At 59.1% G+C, this 19,040-nt stretch carries 15 protein-coding genes; 5 read left to right on the plus strand and 10 right to left on the minus strand.

What is annotated here, in order from left to right:
• Positions 1 to 3 precede the first annotated feature (3 nt).
• Entirely contained in the window at positions 4 to 645 is a 642-nt protein-coding gene (gene crp, locus QVZ43_RS05085) for a cAMP-activated global transcriptional regulator CRP (RefSeq protein WP_223794732.1), read from the minus strand.
• Between the two features lie 266 nt (positions 646 to 911).
• On the opposite strand from crp, the gene QVZ43_RS05090 reads away from it, so the two are divergent.
• The 4 genes from QVZ43_RS05090 (at position 912) to QVZ43_RS05105 (ending at position 3,993) form a co-directional block, all read left to right on the plus strand.
• A complete protein-coding gene (locus tag QVZ43_RS05090; protein WP_302909113.1) occupies positions 912 to 1,334 on the plus strand; it encodes an OsmC family protein in 423 nt (140 codons plus the stop codon).
• Between the two features lie 232 nt (positions 1,335 to 1,566).
• Positions 1,567 to 2,361, plus strand: coding sequence for an adenosylmethionine decarboxylase (gene speD / locus QVZ43_RS05095; protein WP_223794734.1), 795 nt, complete (start codon positions 1,567 to 1,569; stop codon positions 2,359 to 2,361).
• Positions 2,362 to 2,505: 144 nt separating this feature from the next.
• Entirely contained in the window at positions 2,506 to 3,111 is a 606-nt protein-coding gene (locus QVZ43_RS05100) for an FMN-dependent NADH-azoreductase (RefSeq protein ID WP_223794735.1), read from the plus strand.
• A 24-nt stretch (positions 3,112 to 3,135) separates the two neighbouring features.
• A complete protein-coding gene (locus QVZ43_RS05105; RefSeq protein ID WP_302909114.1) occupies positions 3,136 to 3,993 on the plus strand; it encodes a pirin family protein in 858 nt (285 codons plus the stop codon).
• Here the strand turns inward: QVZ43_RS05105 and QVZ43_RS05110 are convergent.
• Positions 3,990 to 4,856: a phosphoribulokinase gene (locus QVZ43_RS05110; protein WP_223794737.1), complete on the minus strand. Its 867-nt coding sequence runs from the start codon at positions 4,854 to 4,856 to the stop codon at positions 3,990 to 3,992. The two genes, QVZ43_RS05105 and QVZ43_RS05110, sit on opposite strands and share 4 nt — an antisense overlap.
• 18 nt (positions 4,857 to 4,874) lie before the next feature.
• A complete protein-coding gene (locus tag QVZ43_RS05115) occupies positions 4,875 to 8,690 on the minus strand; it encodes a DUF1631 family protein (protein WP_302909115.1) in 3,816 nt (1,271 codons plus the stop codon).
• 231 nt (positions 8,691 to 8,921) lie between these two features.
• On the opposite strand from QVZ43_RS05115, the gene QVZ43_RS05120 reads away from it, so the two are divergent.
• Positions 8,922 to 9,926 (plus strand): aminopeptidase, encoded by a 1,005-nt coding sequence (locus QVZ43_RS05120; protein ID WP_338140885.1) that lies wholly within the window; start codon positions 8,922 to 8,924, stop codon positions 9,924 to 9,926.
• Here the strand turns inward: QVZ43_RS05120 and argA are convergent.
• The 7 genes from argA to coaBC all read right to left on the minus strand — a co-directional run bounded on the left by argA (position 9,897) and on the right by coaBC (position 19,038).
• Positions 9,897 to 11,207, minus strand: a complete 1,311-nt coding sequence (argA, locus tag QVZ43_RS05125; RefSeq protein WP_302909117.1) for an amino-acid N-acetyltransferase — start codon at positions 11,205 to 11,207, stop codon at positions 9,897 to 9,899. The two genes, QVZ43_RS05120 and argA, sit on opposite strands and share 30 nt — an antisense overlap.
• Before the next feature lie 22 nt (positions 11,208 to 11,229).
• A complete protein-coding gene (argE, locus tag QVZ43_RS05130; protein WP_302909118.1) occupies positions 11,230 to 12,399 on the minus strand; it encodes an acetylornithine deacetylase in 1,170 nt (389 codons plus the stop codon).
• Between the two features lie 24 nt (positions 12,400 to 12,423).
• Positions 12,424 to 13,671, minus strand: coding sequence for an acetylornithine deacetylase (locus tag QVZ43_RS05135; protein WP_302909119.1), 1,248 nt, complete (start codon positions 13,669 to 13,671; stop codon positions 12,424 to 12,426).
• Between the two features lie 24 nt (positions 13,672 to 13,695).
• Complete coding sequence (gene argB / locus QVZ43_RS05140) at positions 13,696 to 14,592, minus strand: acetylglutamate kinase (RefSeq protein WP_223794743.1); 897 nt, start codon at positions 14,590 to 14,592, stop codon at positions 13,696 to 13,698.
• A gap of 46 nt (positions 14,593 to 14,638) precedes the next feature.
• Complete coding sequence (locus QVZ43_RS05145; protein WP_302909120.1) at positions 14,639 to 17,257, minus strand: phosphomannomutase/phosphoglucomutase; 2,619 nt, start codon at positions 17,255 to 17,257, stop codon at positions 14,639 to 14,641.
• Between the two features lie 81 nt (positions 17,258 to 17,338).
• Entirely contained in the window at positions 17,339 to 17,800 is a 462-nt protein-coding gene (gene dut / locus QVZ43_RS05150; protein WP_223794744.1) for a dUTP diphosphatase, read from the minus strand.
• A gap of 38 nt (positions 17,801 to 17,838) precedes the next feature.
• Positions 17,839 to 19,038 carry a bifunctional phosphopantothenoylcysteine decarboxylase/phosphopantothenate--cysteine ligase CoaBC gene (gene coaBC, locus QVZ43_RS05155; RefSeq protein WP_223794745.1) on the minus strand — a complete coding sequence of 400 codons (1,200 nt, stop codon included), beginning with the start codon at positions 19,036 to 19,038 and terminating at the stop codon, positions 17,839 to 17,841.
• Positions 19,039 to 19,040 lie beyond the last annotated feature (2 nt).

Here is a 19,040-nt window from a genome sequence, read left to right on the forward strand (position 1 = left end):
CGGTTAGCGGGTGCCGAACACCACCATGGTTTTACCTTTGACTCGAACCAGCCCCTGGTCTTCCAGGGTTTTCAGAACCCGACCAACCATCTCGCGGGAACAACCCACGATACGGCCGATTTCCTGCCGGGTGATTTTGATCTGCATGCCGTCGGGGTGAGTCATGGCATCTGGTTCCTTGCACAGATCCAGCAGGGTGCGGGCCACTCGTCCGGTCACGTCGAGGAACGCCAGGTCGCCCACTTTGCGAGTGGTCTGGCGCAGACGCGATGCCATCTGTTCGCCGATAAAGTAAAGGACGCGGGGATCCTGCTGAGCGATTTCCCGGAACTTGGTGTAGGAGATCTCTGCGACCTCACACTCAGTCTTGGCCTTAACCCAGGCACTGCGGGAATCCAACTTATCGAACAGCCCCATCTCGCCAAAGAAGTCTCCGGCGTTGAGGTAGGCCATAATCATTTCCCGGCCATCATCATCCTCAATGATAACGGTGACCGACCCCTTGACGATGTAAAACAGCGAATCGCTTTTGTCACCTGCGTAGATAATGGTGCTCTTCGCCGGATAACGACGACGGTGACACTGAGAGAGGAAGTAGTCGAGATGCTTGGTCTTCTGCTCAACCGGCTTGATGATAGTGGCCATAATGCGAGCTGTGCCTCCTGAATGCGGGCGCTTCCCAATGGTTATTGTTTATCCCGCCTTCCATGCGGGTTCATTACATTTCGTTCAAAATCACGCACACTTATAGCAAGAAGGCCCACACTGAGCAACAGCAAAACCACTACAACATGTGCTCGCAAGCCCGTCCATTGGCTGTTCGCACCGTTGGTCTGTGCTAGCATCCCGCCAAACCCTGGCAGTACTGGTCTTGCACCGGTATTTTACTGATTGATCATGGAGTGTTTTCGATGAAAGCAACTGTTGACTGGGCGGGTAACGTCAGTTTCAAGGCCACCAGTGGCACCGGACACGAGGTCCAGATGGACGGACCACCAAACGATGGCGGTCAGAATCTTGGTCCCCGTCCGATGGAAATGCTGCTGATGGGCGTGGGCGGCTGCTCTTCCTACGATGTGGTCACCATCCTGAAAAAGAGCCGTCAGGATGTCACCGCCTGCCACACCGAACTGGAAGCCGAGCGTGTCGATGCCGTGCCGGCCATTTTCACCAAGATTCACCTTCACTTTGTGGTCACTGGCCGGGGCCTGAAGGAAAACCAGGTCAAGCGCGCAGTCAGCCTGTCTGCCGAGAAATATTGCTCCGCCTCCATCCTGATGGAAAAGGCGGGTGTGGAGATCACCCACAGCTACGAGATCCGCGAGGCGGAATAACCGCCCAAACAACCATCTTACGGCCGGGCGGCGCTCTGTCTGCGAGCACGCCTCCCGGCACCACGTCAAAATGTTCACTTTCGGTACTATTCACGCCCGATGGCTGTGTGCATAATACGCAGCCTCTAAGCCGACCTGATCAAAAGACGTACAGCTTGATCAGGGACGGCCTCGGCAGGGCTCCGGCGAGCTTACTGTTGTCATTCAATCTTTTGCACGGAGGGGGCTGAACATGGAAAACAAACTTCAGCTACACGGGTTCAACAACCTGACCAAATCCCTGAGTTTCAATATTTACGATATTTGCTACGCCCAGACCGAAGAGCAGCGCGAAGCCTATATCGATTATATCGACGAGATGTACAACGCCGAGCGTCTGACCCAGATTCTGACTGACGTGGTCAAGATCATTGGAGCCAATGTACTGAACATTGCGCGCCAGGACTACGACCCCCACGGCGCCTCCGTGACCATGCTGATCGCCGAACATGAGCTGACCAGTCCCGGCGAACGGGATAATGAAGAATCACCAGGCCCCTTGCCTGACGCCATCGTGGCGCATCTGGACAAAAGCCACGTAACGGTTCACACCTATCCGGAAAGCCACCCGCACGACGGCGTCAGCACGTTCCGCGCTGACATCGATGTATCCACCTGTGGCCTGATTTCACCCCTCAAGGTGCTCAACTACCTGATCCACAGCTTCGATTCCGATGTAGTCACCGTCGATTACCGGGTACGCGGCTTTACCCGGGACGTGGACGGCACCAAGCACTACATTGATCACGACATCAACTCGATCCAGAACTACCTGACCGAAGATACCCGGAACGCCTATCAGATGATCGATGTGAACGTGTATCAGGAAAACCTGTTCCACACAAAGATGATGCTGAAGGAGTTCAACCTTGAGAACTACCTGTTCGGTTTGAAGCCCAGCGACCTGGATCCGGAAGAAGCGCGGTCCATTGAAGATCGCCTGCGTACTGAAATGCTGGAAATTTTTTACTCCCGCAATCTGGGTTAATCGTCCCGGCGGGCGGGTCACCTCCAGACCCGCCCAATCATTCAATTATTTTGAATATTCCTGCCAGTTTTCTCCGTTTTATACCATCGTCCAGAGCGCGTTAAATAGCCTCATATCCTGTCATTCTCACTTGGGAGAACGCATATGAGCCACACCATTCTTGTTGTTACCGCCAGCATGTTTGGCAAGCAAGGCCAGTCATCTCAACTGGTTTCCCGCACACTGGAAAGCTTGAAGGACAACTATCCGGACGCCGAAGTAAACTATCGGGACCTCGCCAGCGAACCCGTACCGCATCTGGATGCAGAACGGTTTCAGTCCTTCCTGACGCCGGAAGAGGATCTCAACGCGGAGCAGAAAGCAGCCCTGAACCACTCAAACGAACTGATTGATGAACTGAAGCAGGCCGATGTCGTTGTGCTTGGCGTTCCCATGTACAACTTCGGCATTCCGTCAGTGCTAAAGGCTTACTTCGACCACATAGCCCGGGCCGGAATTACCTTCCGCTACACGGAGAACGGCCCTGAGGGATTGCTTGAGGATCGTCCGGTTTACATTCTGGCGGCCCGTGGCGGCATGTATGCCAACACACCGAACGACAGCCAGACTCCTTATCTGCGTTCGTTCCTCAATTTCCTTGGCCTGAAGGACCTCCACTTCGTTTATGCCGAAGGGCTGAACATGGGCGACGACCAAAAGCAAAACGCGCTGGAGGAAGCCCACGAACGTATCGAGGCCGTCACGGTCTGACAATACATCTATGGAGGACAGCGTATGACCAGTCGTACCGTGCAAAGAGTCATTCCAGCCCTGGAAACCTCCGATGGCGCCGGCGTTCGCATCAAGCGTTCGCTGGGCCAACACCCGAGCGTGCGGCTGGACCCCTACCTGATGCTGGATGAGTTCGGCTCCGACCAGCCCCAGGACTACATCGCCGGCTTCCCGGCGCACCCGCACCGGGGCTTTGAAACGGTCACCTATATGATTGAGGGGCACATGCTCCATGAAGATCATCTGGGCAACCGCGGCCATCTGCGTAACGGTGGCGTGCAGTGGATGACGGCGGGCCGGGGCATCGTGCACTCGGAAATGCCGCAACAGGAATCCGGCCTGATGCGGGGCTTCCAGCTCTGGCTCAATCTGCCTTCGTCCGAGAAGATGCAGCCAGCGGGATATCGGGATATCCAGCCTGAGGACATTCCGCAGATCCACCAGAAGGGCGCAACGCTGAAGCTGATTGCAGGCTCCCTGAATCTGGCGGAGTCCACGCTCGAAGGCGCCGTTTCAGGTGGCTCAACACGCCCCCTGTATGCAGATGTGCAGCTTGAGGCGGGCGCCGACATCCGTATTCCGGTTCAGGCTGGCCATAACGCCGTGGTCTACCTCTACGAGGGCGGGGCCTCGGTCGTAGCGGACAGCGAGAGCAAATCGTTACAGGGCTCTGCCGCCAGCGTGCTGACGGACGGCGACGAGGTGCACCTGCGGGCGGGAGACCAGCCAGCGAGACTGCTGGTGATTGCTGGCAAGCCCATCGGCGAGCCGATCGTGCAGTACGGTCCGTTCGTGATGAACACCCGCGAAGAGATCGAACAGGCCCTGCAAGACTATCGGGATGGACGCCTGACGGCCTAGGCGAAAGGCTTTCCGGCAATCAGCCGCTGTACCATGGGCCTGACCATCAGGTCCATGGCCAGCGGCATCTTTGTACCCGGAATCACCATGGTGTCGTGGCGGGATAAAGTGCTGCCGGGAATAACCTGCAGCAGGTAAGGCAAGTCCACTTCCGAGGGATCACGGATGTGGATCACCAGCAGGCTTTCATCCTCGGTCGGCACATCCCGAACCACAAACGGATTGGAGGTATCCACCAGCGGAATTCGCTGGAAGTTGATGTGGGTATGGGAGAACTGCGGCACGATATCGTGCACGTAGTCATCCATCCGGTTAATGATGGTCTCCACCACCGCATCCTGGCTGTAGCCCCGCTTGTGGGTGTCCCGGTGGATTTTCTGGATCCACTCCAGATTGACGATCGGCACCACGCCAATCAGCAGGTCGACGTACTGGGCGATGTTGTAGCTCTCGGTTACAACCCCACCATGCAATCCCTCGTAGAACAGCAAGTCCGTGTCTGCCGGCAGGGACCCCCAGGGGGTAAAGGTGCCCGGTTTGTGTCCCAGCTCCATCAGCTCCCTGTCTTCATCATGCACGTACTGCCGATAACGTCCGTTGCCGGTGTGAGCGTAGTCGTAAAACAGGGCTTCGAGCTTATCGATGTGATTGGCCGCCAGCGCGAAGTGGTTGCGCTCACCGAACTGCCCCTTGGCCGCCAGTCGCGCCATTTGCTCCCGGTTGTACCGATGGAAGCTGTCACCGGTCACCATGGCGGCAGTCAGGCCTTCGCTGGCAAACATTCGGCTGAAAATCTGGCCTGTGGTTGTGGTTCCAGCTCCGGATGAACCGGTTACCGCGATAATCGGGTGGCGTTTGGACATAATTCCTTGGTCCGAAGGTCAGGTCAGGCTCTCCAGTAGCCTTGGCTTTTCGATGGCGAAACCCTGAGCGTAGTCCACACCCAGCTGGGTCAGGATATCCAGTACCTCGCGGGATTCCACCTGGGCGGCAATCACCTCGCGCCCCATGTAATGCGCCATATCCACCATGGATTTCACCATGGCCCGGTCAGTTTCGCTCAGATTGAGCTGGTTGGTAAAGGTGCCATCGATCTTGATCATGTCCACCGGCAGGGAGCGCAGGAACTCGAAAGACACCGGGCCACTGCCAAAATTACCGAGGCAGAACCGACAGCCCAGTTCCTTGATCTCCCGCATGAACTCCACCACAGACTCGATATCCCGGATCGCCGATGCTTCGGTCAACTCGAACCACAGCCGCTCGATAGGCGCGTCCTTGTGGCTGAGCTTTTCGTAGATGAACTCGAGCAAGGATTTGTCATTCAGGGAATAGCCGGACAGATTAATGCAGATACCACCCAGGTGACGCGGATCCGGCGCGGTTTCCTGAACCCAGTCCAGCATGTGCCCCACCACCCAGCGATCCACCGCCTGCATCTGGTCATACCGTTCAGCCATGCGGATAAAGTCCCGGCCCGAAATCAGATTGCCGACATCGTCGTACATGCTGATCAAAATCTCGTACTGGGGCGACATACTGGCTTTGGCGTGCAGGGGGATGATCTTCTGGCAGCGCAGGAGCATGCGCTCCTCATCCAGGTTGCCCAGACTCGCCACGCGGGCGGCGATCTGCGCCTTGCGCGCTTCATCTCCGGCATCGATGGGAGCCACGTTCACTTTGCCAGCGCCCTCGTGCTTGGCGTCCTTCAGTGCCTGCTCACAGGCTCTCATCCAGCGCTCCGCGCTGACCATCGAGGGCACTTCCGGTACCACGCCAATGTTTGCCGACAAATGATAGGTCCGGCCTTCGAACTCGAATTCCGCGCTCTCTACCGCCTGCACCAACGCCTGTGCGATCGACTCCGCGTTATCCGAAGGCACCAGCATGGCAAATTCGTTGCCGGCCAGGCGGGCCAGTGAAACCTGCTCGCCCGCCAGCTTGCGGAACACCTCAGCGATTTCTTTCAGCACCGCGTCGCCGGCTTCTTCACCCGCAGTGTCATTGAGCAGGCGGAAGTGCCGGAGGTCGATTCTCAACAGGGCCTGGAGGCTCTCACGCTGGACCAGATGCTGATTGACGGTACGTTCGAATTCCCGGCGTCCCAGAACGCCAGTCAGTTCATCGTGGGTAGCAGCCCAGGAAAGCTGGTCATACACCTTTCGCACCATCCGATCGATGCTTTCATCCACCAGTGGCCGCTCGTACTGGTCATCCTCGACGATCGTGCCGTCCCGCATCCGCTTGGCCAGCGCATCCAGATCCAGATCCACCACCCGCATACCCTGGTGGTTTACAAACACGTAGCGGCTACTGCCGCGGGCAATCCACACCAAACGAATGTACTGGGGTGTGTCTGGTTTTTCCTGGTCCCGCAGCCAATCACCAACCTTGAGATGCTGAACGCGCTGCACCCAGCGCTGCAGATCTTCCTTGCCCTGACCGGACGCCTCGCCGGCATCGGCGTCCCCACCGATGCCGGCGGCAGGCACGTCAACCATCTCCGGCGTCTCCCCCGGGGTCCGCACAAGGAAACGTTTCAGGTCTTCGCGGATTTGTGAGGCCGGCATCTGATTGCTGGAAATGGACGCCAGGCCGTCCTGAATCACCCGCAGCATCTCGGCCATGTTGGGCGCGTTTTCCGGATCATCGGCAAAGGTCAGCAATGAATCAATCACGGCCAGGTAGTCGACCCACAACTGGCTGTCCGGCCCCTGGCGAATCCAGGTCAGCGACAGCAGATCCCGCCAGCCGCCCTCAACCAGGGTCATCACAGCCCTGGGCACCCGACGACCCGCCAGTCGCTCATCCAGGATCTGGGCGACCGCCTCCTTGGATTCCGCAACTTTCTGTGCGCCCTCGGCCGCCGCGGTTACCCGCTCGACGTTACGACGGTACACCAGATTCTGGCGCTCAATCAGGGCATCCAGCTCATGCACGGTTTGTTCGAAAACACCGATATCCTGCTCAAATTCGGTGGTGATCCGCTGCACCAGTTCATCGACCCGCCGTTGCAACACAGGATTGCTACGCCCGCCCTTCACACCCAGCTGGGCAAGACGGTTCATCACCCCGCGCACCGGGCTGTTCTGGTCATCGAAAAAGGCCGGATCCCGCATAACCACTTTCAGTACCGGAACTTCCAGCTGACGTACCCGTTCGCGGGCATCGTCGCTGAGTTTCGGGCTCTCCACCACAGACCGGAAAAACCGGTCAACCACATCCAGGGTTTCCTGCTGGGCATCATCCAGCTTGGCCGGCCCACTGGCACGAACGCGTTCTACCACGCGCTCTTTGAGCGTTCCACTGCCCTCGGCAGCTTCCACCGGCTCAACCTGAAGACCCTGCAACTCCCGGAACAGCTCCCCGCTCGACAATGGCTTCGCATCAGCGGCGAAGGTCGCCTTTTCTTCTTTTACCTGAGGCGAACGACTGGCCGACAGGCTGGCAAGCAGATTGCGCACCGTAGCAAAGGCAGACTGGGCAGCTTGCGTCTGGCTGTTCCATTCACCGCTGAGTTGTGATGCCGATTTCGCTCGCCCGGCCCGCTGGCGAACCGGAGCTTCCACGGTGTCAGTGGCGTCAGCTGCCTCAGACCTGGCAGACACCGAAGTAGCCTGTGGCTTTGGCGCGCTGGCTGCCTTCGGTGCGGGCTTGGGTGCCGGTTTTGGAGCAGGTGGCGAGCGGCGGGCCGGAGCAGCGTTTGCTTCCTTACCACTCAGGTATTTACTCAGATCGAGATCGGGCAAGACGCCCTGACGAATCAGGATGTCATTCAATTCTTTATACAGGGGGGCCAGTTTCTGCAGAACGGTCTGCTCAAAGACTTTCAGGCAGACCTTCTCAACATCCCTGGACAGTTTGAGCTGACTGAGCCCGGTATGGAAGGCCTCACACACCAGCGAGGGTCCAAGGGGATTATGATGACCAGTCGCATTGGCGACCCCGAGCTTGTCGAGTCGCAGCTTGAGCTGAAGCAGGTCACCACGGTACTGGGTGTCCGCCTTGGTCACCATCACCCGAATAGTGAGCCAGTCCTCGAACTCCCCCTTATCGACAATGGACAATTCAGAACCCGGAAAGCCCTTTGGAACGGGCTTCATGGGTGATTCGAGATTGCGGGACATCTGGTGCCAGATGACACGCTGACGCGCCTGCAGCTGACCACTGGCATCCATCAATTCGTTGGCCTGCTGGTCATTCAATGCTTTCTGGGCGGCGCTATTCAACGCCTCGACCGTTTGTGGAAAGCAGTTCTCCATCAACGGCTGAATGTATTGAACCACCGCCTTCGCCGTCTGATGCAAAACAAACTGGAGATTATCGGTCGGTGCCTTGAGGCTCGGACGATCCTGCTCTTTCGACGCACCACAAAGCTGGAGCATCGCGTCCACAGCTTCTGGATTGGGGCGGGTGAAGCACACACCCATGGCACCCTCTATGCGACGGACAATCGACACATGGAGTTCATGGCGGCGACCGTCCGGGCTGCGGAAACGAACCAACACCTCGGGCAACTCGGTTCCGCTAAGCGCACGCTCAAGATGACGGGAAGTGTCGCCGGAAAAACGAACAAACAGCCCTTCGGCGCAGAAGTCAGCAATCTGGCATGGCCAGGACTGGCCAGCACCAAGTTCCAACTGGGCAGCCAGCTTGATCGCTTTTCGGGGGCTGCCTCGGCGTTCTCTCGGATCCATGAACATCCTGATGATATGAACAACGGGCCGAAAGGAATGACCGTTTCCTGGTCCCCGGCCCTCGTCCCTGAAAACGGTAGTAATCGTCTGCTGCTACTGTGAAAACTTTCCCTGTACTGCAGCCTCAGGCTTCCACCTTACCACCTCACCAGTATAGCATTCGGACACATGAACCCCCTTAGCGTTTGCATCATTTTGCTAATTTTTACCTTTGTCAGCGGATGCTCGACAGTGGCGTATTACGCCCAGGCCATCGGCGGTCACACGTCCCTGATGATGTCGGGCGATTCGATCGACGATCTGATCGACAGCCCCGCGACGGAAACGACTCTGCGCAACAGGCTGGTACTCGTCCAGCAGGCCCGGAAGTTCGCCCGTGACGGGCTCTCACTCCCGGTGGGCGACGCGTTCACCGACTACGTGGAACTGGAGCACCCCTGGGTGGTCGTCAATCTGGTGGCCGTGCCGGAGTTTTCCCTGAGTCCACACCAGTGGTGCTATCCCGTGCTGGGGTGCCAGGCCTATCGGGGTTATTTCCAGCTTGAGGATGCCCGCAGAGAGCAGAGGCAGTTCGACCAGTCCGGCTACGACACACTGATCGGCGGCGTGACGGCCTACTCCACACTCGGCTGGTTCGACGATCCCCTTCACTCCGGCTTTATCGCCCTGCCGGAAGAACGGATGCTGGCCCTGATGTTCCACGAACTGGCCCATCGGGTGGTGTACATCGGCGGCGATACAGCGTTCAACGAGAGCTTTGCGACGGCGGTTGAGCTTGAAGGTTTGGCGCTCTGGGTCAGCCGGCATGGCAACCCCGAATGGTTTGAACGGGCCAAGGAACGGCTGCAGCAACGGGAACAGACACTTGCCCTGGTAAAACACACCACCAGTCGCCTGGACGAACTTTACCGGCAGGCGGGCCAACGCCCCGACGCAGAACTCCGGGCTGAGAAAACCGAAGTACTGGATCAGCTTCTGGCCGAGTACGACCGCTTATCCGAGCAATGGCAACAACCCGGCCCTTTCGGCACTCAGCCAGAGAGCCTGAATAACGCGAATCTGGCGCTCTTCCGGCAATACAACCAGTACGTCGACGGATTCCGCCAGCTGCTCAGGGACCATGACTACGATTTCCCCGCCTTCTATGACGCAGTGGCAACCCTGGGAGCCCTGCCAGAGCCCGAACGCCAGCAACAACTGACGGCGTTAGTTGAGCGGTTTGAAGAACACCTTTGAGTTTCGGTTGGTGTTGTAGACCGCGAGTTTCGGGCCGGGCAACTCCTGAACGGTAGACGGTTCGAAGCCCCGCTCCCGGAACCAGTGCTCGGTTTGGGTGGTCAACACGAACAGTTTCCGGAACCCATGGCCCCGGGCCAGCTTTTCGATCATGGCCAGCAGTTCGTCGCCCCTACCGGAACGACGATAGGCGGGGTCCACTGCAAAACATGACAGCTCGCCCGCCTGCTCGTCCGGATACTGGTACAGGGCCGCGCAACCCACAATGCTGCCATCCCTCTCGGCCACCACGAATCCGTCAATCTCCGTTTCCAGCATTTCCCGGGAACGTCGGATCAAAACGCCCTGCTCTTCGAGTGGTTGAATCAGCTCGATGATGCCGCCGATATCCTCGACCTGGGCCGGACGAATCTGCTCATAGAGGTCTCCACTGACCAGCGTTCCGGAACCGTCCCGGGTAAACAGCTCTTCCAGCAGCGCGCCGTCATCCACATAGCTGATGATGTGCGCCCGCCGAACGCCCTTCACGCAGGCCTCGCAAGCCGCCCGCAACAGCGTCGCATTCTCATTGGCCATGGTCTCCTGTGCGAGACGCTCCGAGGCCTGCCGGGCCGACAACTCCCGAATCAGCTCTCCGCCGTTATCCAGCACGCCCTGACCGTCAATGAAGGCAATCAGTTTTTCCGCCTTCAGGGCCGCAGCCACCTGACTGCCGACATCTTCATAGGACAAGTTGAACGCATCTCCGGTGGGCGAATAGCCCAGCGGCGGCAATAAAACGATATGCCCTAACTCAAGCAGGCTTTCGATCCCGGACACATCCACACGGCGGACTTTACCGGTGTAGCCGAAATCGGTTCCATCCAGCACGCCGACGGGACGGGCAACCACATAATTGCCGCTGCTGACCCGGATTCGTGCGTTGTGCATGGGTGAATTCACCAGTCCCATGGACAGCTGGCTTTCAAGCACCGCCCGCAGGCCGCCGACCGCTTCCAGCACCAGTGGCAACTGCTGCTCCGGGGTAACACGCAGCCCCTGTGAAAAATCAGACGTCAAGCCAGCCGAATCCAGCCGTGCCTGAATCTGGGGCCTGGCGCCATAGGCCACCACCAGTCGAACCCCCAGACTGCTCAGCAGGGCAATATCATGGATGATGTTAATGAAGTTGCCGTGGGCAATGGCGTCGCCTGGCAGCGTCAGTACCACGGTTCGGCCCCGATGGGCATTGATATAGGGTGAGGAATGGCGGAATCCGTGCAGCCAGTCGTTCGATTTCAATCCGGTCTCCCTATCAACTCAATTACAGGCAAAACTGCCTGATCAATCCTTTCAGAATGCGTACCGCCGGCTCCAGCTGAGCCAGCTCCAGAAACTCATCCGGCTGATGAGCCTGATCGATGGAACCGGGCCCCATGACCAGGGTTTCCATGCCCGCCTTCTGTAACCACGGAGCCTCGGTGGCAAAGGCCACGGCCTGCGCCGAATGCCCGGTCAATGCCTCACAAGCCTTGACCAGAGCCGCATCTTCCGCAGTTTCAAAGGGCGGCACCCCTTCGAACAGGGGCTCAAATTCCAGCTCAAGCTCACGCCGCTGGGCGATGGGTTGGACCTGTTGCAAAATGGCCTGGCGCAATTCCTCCATACTCATACCGGGCAACGGGCGCAGATCAAAATGCAGTTCGCACTGGGCACAGATCCGGTTCGGGTTATCACCACCATGAATGCAGCCCAGGTTCAGCGTGGGCACATCCACCTTGAAGTGAGGATTGCGGTACGTCTCCTGCCACTGACTGCGGAGTGCAAGTAACTCGTTCAATGCCTCGTGCATCCCCTCAAGCGCGTTGCGCCCCAGAGCCGGATTCGAGGAATGGCCGGAACGCCCCTCAAACCTGAGGCGTTCCATCATGATGCCCTTGTGCATGCGAACCGGTCGAAGCCCGGTCGGTTCACCAATAACCGCATACCGAGCTTTGGGCTTACCTGCGGCCGCCAGCGCGCGAGCCCCGCTCATGGAGCTTTCTTCGTCCGCGGTGGCCAGGATAATCAGTGGCTCTTTCAGAGGCTGGTCAACATACTCCCGGGCCGCCTCAATGGCCAAAGCGAAAAAGCCCTTCATGTCGCAGGTGCCGAGGCCGTACCAGCGGTTGTCCCGCTCGGTCAGCTGGAATGGATCACTTTGCCAGCGCTTGTCGTCAAACGGCACGGTGTCGGTATGGCCCGACAGCACCAGCCCACCCGGCCCGGACCCCAGCGTGGCTATCAGGTTGAACTTGCCGGGCACGCCGGGCACCGGCAGGATTTCCAGGTCAAACCCGAGCGGCTCCAGCCAGCTGGCAAGCAGATGGACGACCGCCTCGTTGCTGTAATCCCACTCAGCAGACGCGCTGCTGATCGATGGGATGGCAATCAACCGCTCCATCATGGTTTTCACACCGGGAACGGTAGCGGCCTTCTCATTCATCTGGGACATACTCCCTCCGGATCTACCCCGAGATCACTGTGTCTGGCCGCGGCGCCAGACTTCAAAACCGGTCACGGCGCGGATCAGCATCGGATAGGCGACCTCACCGCCACCCACCTTGCGGGCGACTTCCAGCTCACGCTCGCCAACCTTCACCAGCCGCCCCTCAACCACATTGTCATTCGAGAGAGTCACTCTGACGGTATGGCCAATCCAACGGTCGGCCGTCTCTAACGACTGAGCATACCACCTTTGCTCCCGGGCCGATTCACCCGACTCGACAACCGGTACTGCGGCCCGGGAAACCGGCGCAGCCGGGGCCTGAGTCTTCTGCAGGTACACGTCAGGCACAACGGCACTGTTATAGGTGACATCCCAGCCAGGCCCGGCAACACCGGCGGGATACACAGGAATACCGGCAAACTCACCATCCGGCCGGAGCACCGCCGTCACCTCACCACCGTCCAGTAACCATTGACGGTAGAGCGCTTCAAACTGATCACTGGGCAGCAGACCACGGGCCTTCAGGGCACCCTCGAGGACCTGGACGGTTCGGCGAGCCCAGTCAGCTGGCTCAATACCCGCCCGTTCGCTGCAGTAGGCGGAAATGCGTCGCATCAGGCCGCTGTCCCGCAGCGTGACGGTAATAAGCTGGCTGGAACTATCCAGCACGGCCTCGGGATCATGAGGCTGGAAACGAGCACCTGGCCAATCGATCTCAATGCTCCCGGTGCCGGCGGTATTGAGCTCAATCAGCAAGCCATCGGGACGCTGGTGCATCAGGAGCTCACCGCCGGTGAGCCCTGGAATGCCAATATTCATCAAATCCTGACTGCTGATAGGCTGGTTTGGATCCTCGGAACAGGAAAGTACAAACAGCGGTGGCAGACTCGCCTGCGCAACGGTTTCATCGGTCACCCAGTTCCGCAGCATCGGACTGGTCAGGCTCATTTCCAGGCCTTCCGCCTGGAGTGTCCAGCCACCGGATAAAGACGCGGGATCCATCAGCGCTTCGATCAGTTCGAGAGGCGATCCGGCGTCGAATTCAAAGCGGCCAATCGCCAGCGGACTGGTCAGGCGAAAGTCCTGCCAGCTGGCATTCGACAACACGAGCTGCCCCTCCAGCCCCGACCTGATAGTGCCACGGTCAAAGACGCCAAGAGGCTCCAGAGCCGTACGCGCATCAGCCGCTCGCTGATCCGCCAGCCACCACACTCCCGCCTTGAAGGCCGCCACCCCGACCAGACCGAGAACCACCAGCCATTTCAACAGACGCAACATCCGGCAACTCCTACCTCTGTCTGATCAATTGCGCGATATCAGGGTACCCACACCCTCATCGGTGAAGATTTCCAGCAAACAGGCATGGGCAACCCGGCCATCGATGATGTGGGAGGTGCGCACGCCGTTTTCGACCGCGTTCAGGGCGCAACGGATTTTCGGCAGCATGCCTCCGTGGATAGTCCCATCGTCGATCAGGTCGTTGACCTGCTGGGCGGTGAGGCCGGTCAACACCTGACCTTCCTTGCTCTTCAGGCCGGACACGTTGGTCAGCAGAATGAGCTTCTCGGCTTTCATGGCTTCTGCCACCTTGCCCGCCACCAGATCCGCGTTGATGTTATAGGAGGCGCCATCCGGTCCCACGCCAATCGGCGCAATCACCGGGATCACGTTGCTTTGGGTCAGCATGTCGATGACGTCCACGTTCACACTGGCCACTTCGCCCACATGACCGATGTCGATGATTTCCGGGCGCTCAAGTTCCGGCGAACGGCTGACCACTTCCAGCTTGCGAGCGCGGATCAGGTTGGCGTCTTTGCCGGTCAGACCGACAGCCGTACCACCGTGGGCATTGATCAGGGACACGATTTCCTTGTTGACCTGGCCACCCAGCACCATCTCAACCACATCCATGGTCTGGGCATCGGTGACCCGCATGCCGTTGACGAAGCGGGACTGGATATTCAGGCGATCCAGCAGGTCGCCAATCTGCGGGCCACCGCCGTGCACCACGATCGGATTGATGCCCACCAGTTTCATCAGCACCACATCGCGCGCGAAGCTGCTTTTGAGCTCCTCGTTCTCCATCGCGTTGCCACCGTACTTGATGACCACTGTCTTGCCAGTGAAGCGCTGAATGTAAGGCAGCCCCTTACTCAATACCGACGCTACCTGAATTGCCGAATCACGATCCAATGCCATGCTGATGCCTTACCTTTCCATGCTGATAAAAATGACCGGCCGATACTCAGAGCTCGACCGTTACCTCCGGTGCGACTTTGGCCAACTGCGCCCGGAACACATCCTTGATCCGTTCCAGAGCCGCCTCGGTTTCTGCTTCAAACCTCAACACCAGAACCGGCGTGGTGTTGGATGCCCGGCACAAGCCCCAGCCATCGGGATAATCCACCCGCACACCATCGATGGTGCTGATGCGGCCATCGCCAAACTCACCTTCCTGTGACAGGCGCTCAACGATGGCAAACTTGGTGCTTTCCGTTACGTCCACGTTCAGCTCCGGGGTGCTGACGTCTTCCGGGAAGTCCTCAAAGACTTCACTGCTGTGCCGATCCTCAGCGCCCAGAATCTCCAGAAGACGGGCCGCCGAGTAAAGGCCATCATCAAAGCCGAACCAGCGCTCGCCAAAGAAGATATGACCGCTCATTTCGCCCGCCAGCAAGGCGCCGGTCTCCTTCATCTTCGCCTTCATCAGGGAGTGGCCGGTTTTCCACATAATCGGTCGCCCGCCTGCTTCGCTGACGGTATTCGCCAGCCGTCGGCTGCATTTTACGTCATACAGGACGTCCGCACCGGGATTGCGGGAAACGACATCCCGGGCAAACAACATCAACAACCGGTCCGGCCAGATGATCTTGCCGGTATTGGTCACAACGCCCAGGCGGTCGCCATCGCCGTCAAAGGCCAGGCCGATGTCCGCGTTTTCCTCTTTTACCCTGGCAATCAGGTCCGCCAGATTGGCAGGCTTGCCAGGATCCGGATGATGATTAGGGAAGTTACCGTCCACGTCACAGTAAAGCGGGATAACCTCGCAACCGAGCTCATCAATCAGCATTGGTCCCAGTTCTCCGGCAATACCGTTTCCTGCATCCACCACGACTTTCATGGGCACAGCCACGCCAACATCCTGCAGGATGCGATCCAGGTAGGCGCGACGAACATCCTGCCGGGAGGCGTTGCCCTGACCAGTCGCCAGATCGCCGGTCTGTACCCGCTGGTACAGTTTCTGAATCGCCTCGCCCGAGAGCGTTTCGCCACCCAGCATGATTTTCAGGCCATTGTAGTTGGCCGGGTTATGGCTGCCCGTCACCATCACACCGGAGCCGGTCCCAAGTTCATGGGTGGCGAAATAAAGTACCGGCGTGGGCACGGCGCCAACATTGATGACATCACACCCGGTCGCCATGATGCCCTCGCCCAGCGCTGCGGCAAGGCTTGGGCTCGAATGACGACCATCGTAACCGATGCAGATAGCCTGTACGCCTTGGGCGATAGCCTCAGAACCAATGGCCTGACCGATAGCCCGCACCACCTCTTCCGAGAGGCTTTCACCAACAATACCGCGAATGTCGTAAGCCCGGAAAATCTCCGGAGAAAGATTCACCGACGGCCGGGCAATTCCCCCCACCCCCGGTGCATCGTCGCCCAAGAGCGAGTCATCGCCGCTGCCCAGATTGAGCACATCCTCGTCTTCACTGAGCACGTCGATATCCAGGGAATCCTCCCCTTGGAACAATGGTTCGTCATCCTCAGGCAGTGTTGAATCAAGACTGGCTGGCTTTCGTGGTTTGGCGGAACCCGCGGCCTTGGCAACTCGCTTTTCCACCATCTGGGCCATGCGGTTCATGGCCTCACCGGCAGAGCCCACCATCTCCCAACGAGCGATCGGCGGAGCGGCCCGTTCGCCAGCGAGGGCTTTCTGGGCCCACTGGATCAACCGGGACACATCGGTCCTCAGGCTACGCTGAGCCCCGGTCAGCAATACCCAGACCAAAACAGCAGCGAGCAGGACAGGAACCCCGATCAGACCAGCAAGCATGATGATATTGACCGGTGCCCGGGGGCCACTGGCGGGCGTATAGACCACGGACCAGTCCGGATTGATCAGTGCCCGGGTTTCTGAAGCCGCAGAGACCTGGCCATTGCCCGCTACGGTACGAACCGTACCGGAAACCGACTGGGTCAACGCCAGCGTCCCGCCAAGGTCCGCATTGACCACCTGCAACAGCGGCTGCAACCGGGCAGCCTCAAAAATCACCAGCAGGCTGCCAAGAGTCTCGTCACTGCCCGTACGCTGGACCGGTGCGGCCATCTGAAGGTACCAGCGACCGTCGCGGGGGAAGGCATCCGCCACCAGCGCTTGCCCCTCCTGGGCTTTGCGTGCCAGCTCCAGACCGGCAAATCCCAACAGCCCACTGCTGCCCGCCGACCGGGGGATTTTCTTGTTGGCAAACAGATGGGCGTCCTTCACACCGGGAAGCGCATGATCCAGGCTGTCCAGAACGGCTTCGACACCACGCCCCGAGGTGACCGCAGACACCACATCTGGACGGGTTGCCAGGCTATTCACACTCTCCTGCAATTGAGTCAGGTGCAGATTCAGTCGCTGGGCAGCGGCATCCGCTTCGACGGTTTTCTGCGCCGCGTGGTGGGTCTGGGTGGCAGGCTGAACCACCAGAAAGTGCACCAGTACGACCGCAACAATGCCTGCCAGCAACACCGCCAGGGCCTGCTTGAGGGCAACGGAATCCAGGCGTTTCTGTTTCAGACCCGGCCCGGAACTCCCGACCTTGCCACTCTTCGCCTTCTTTGTGGAAGGCTCGGACGCTTTGTCTTTACCCAACTTCATAATGGTTCCCGTCTTTGTCGTTGTTGTTCCGAGTTATGTTTTTCTTGAGGTTCTGTACGTTATCGCGGGCGTATCGCCCGTTCAGTGCTTGCCGGTAGAGCCAAATCCACCTTCGCCGCGTTCACTGGAATCAAATTCTGAAACCACTTCAAAATCCGCCTGAACTACCGGGACCAGCACCAGTTGGGCGATCCTCTCACCCACCTCAACCGTAAAGGTCGTATCGCCCCGATTCCAGCAAGATACCATCAGCTCGCCCTGATAATCAGAATCGATCAGTCCAACCAGGTTGCCCAGCACGATACCGTGCTTGTGTCCCAGACCGCTGCGGGGGAGGAGCATTGCCGCCAGCGAAGGGTCGGCGATATGGATGGACAAGCCCGTTTTGATTAGCTGGGTCTGGCCCGGCTCCAGGGTCAGCGGCGCATCCAGGCACGCGCGCAGGTCCAGCCCAGCGGAACCATCGGTCGCGTACTCGGGAAATGGAATGTCCTTTCCGATACGGTCATCCAGTACACGCACTTGCAACTTCTTTCTGGTCATAACGTTTTCCACAACAATGAAACAGGGCAACCAGGTAGTCAGCCGGCCGCCTCGAGGTGATTACGGATCAGGGCCATCAGGTGCCCGGCGATCTGCCGTTTTGAGTCCGGTCCGAAGGACTCACGCCCCTCCGGCCAGAACACCGTGACAGCGTTATTTTCGCTGTTGAACCCCAGCCCGGGCACCGACACATCATTGGCAACGATCATGCGCAACTTTTTGCGCTGGAGCTTATCCAGGGCGTACTTTTCAACATCCGCAGTTTCCGCCGCAAACCCCACCGTGAAGGGTGGATTGTCCCGGGCGGCAATGGTGGCCAGCGTATCGGGATTGCGAACCAGTGGCAGCGCCATCTCCTGGCTGGTTTTCTTGATCTTGTCCCCGGCGCAGGTTTCCGGGCGATAATCCGCAACCGCCGCACTGGCGATAAAGACATCGCAACCCTCATCGACGGCAGAGGAAGAAACCCGCAGCATATCCTCCGCGGTTTCGACCGTTCGGACCTCCACACCGGCAGGCGCAGTCAAATTGACCGGCCCGCTGACCAGCACCACGTCGGCCCCGGCATCGCGAGCGGCTTCCGCGAGGGCATAGCCCATCTTGCCGGAACTGTGGTTACTGATGTAGCGGACCGGATCGATGGGCTCGCGAGTCGGGCCGGCGGTAATCACCACCCGGCGGCCAGCCAGCGGGCCGGTGTCGCCAGACTGCTCAATCAGCCCGGCAAGTTCCACCGGCTCCAGCATGCGCCCGGCGCCCACATCACCGCAGGCCTGCTCACCCCGGTCCGGACCCCAGATCGAAATCTGAGGGTCTTCTTCCAGCAATCGAATGTTTCTCTGAGTCCGGTGGTTGCCCCACATGGCCTGATTCATGGCCGGCACCACAGCAATCGGAGCTTCGGTCGCGCTGCAGAGCGTCGCCAGCAGATCATCCGCCATGCCCTGAGCCAGGCGTGCGATGAAGTCTGCGGAGGCAGGCGCGATCACTACCTGATCGGCCCACTTCGCCAGCTCGATATGCCCCATGCCGGATTCCGCCTCCGGATCGAGCAGCGAGGTTCGAACCGGCTCGCCACTGAGCGCCTGAAAGGTAAGCGGGGTAATAAATGCCTCCGCGCCCGCCGTCATCACCACGCGAACGCTGTGGCCGGCTTTTTTCAGCAAGCGAACCAATTCGGCACTCTTATAGGCGGCAATACCGCCGGTGATGCCAAGCAGAATGCGTCTGGCAGCCATAA

The sequence above is a fragment of the Marinobacter suaedae genome (genome assembly GCF_030519635.1).
GTDB lineage: Bacteria > Pseudomonadota > Gammaproteobacteria > Pseudomonadales > Oleiphilaceae > Marinobacter > Marinobacter suaedae.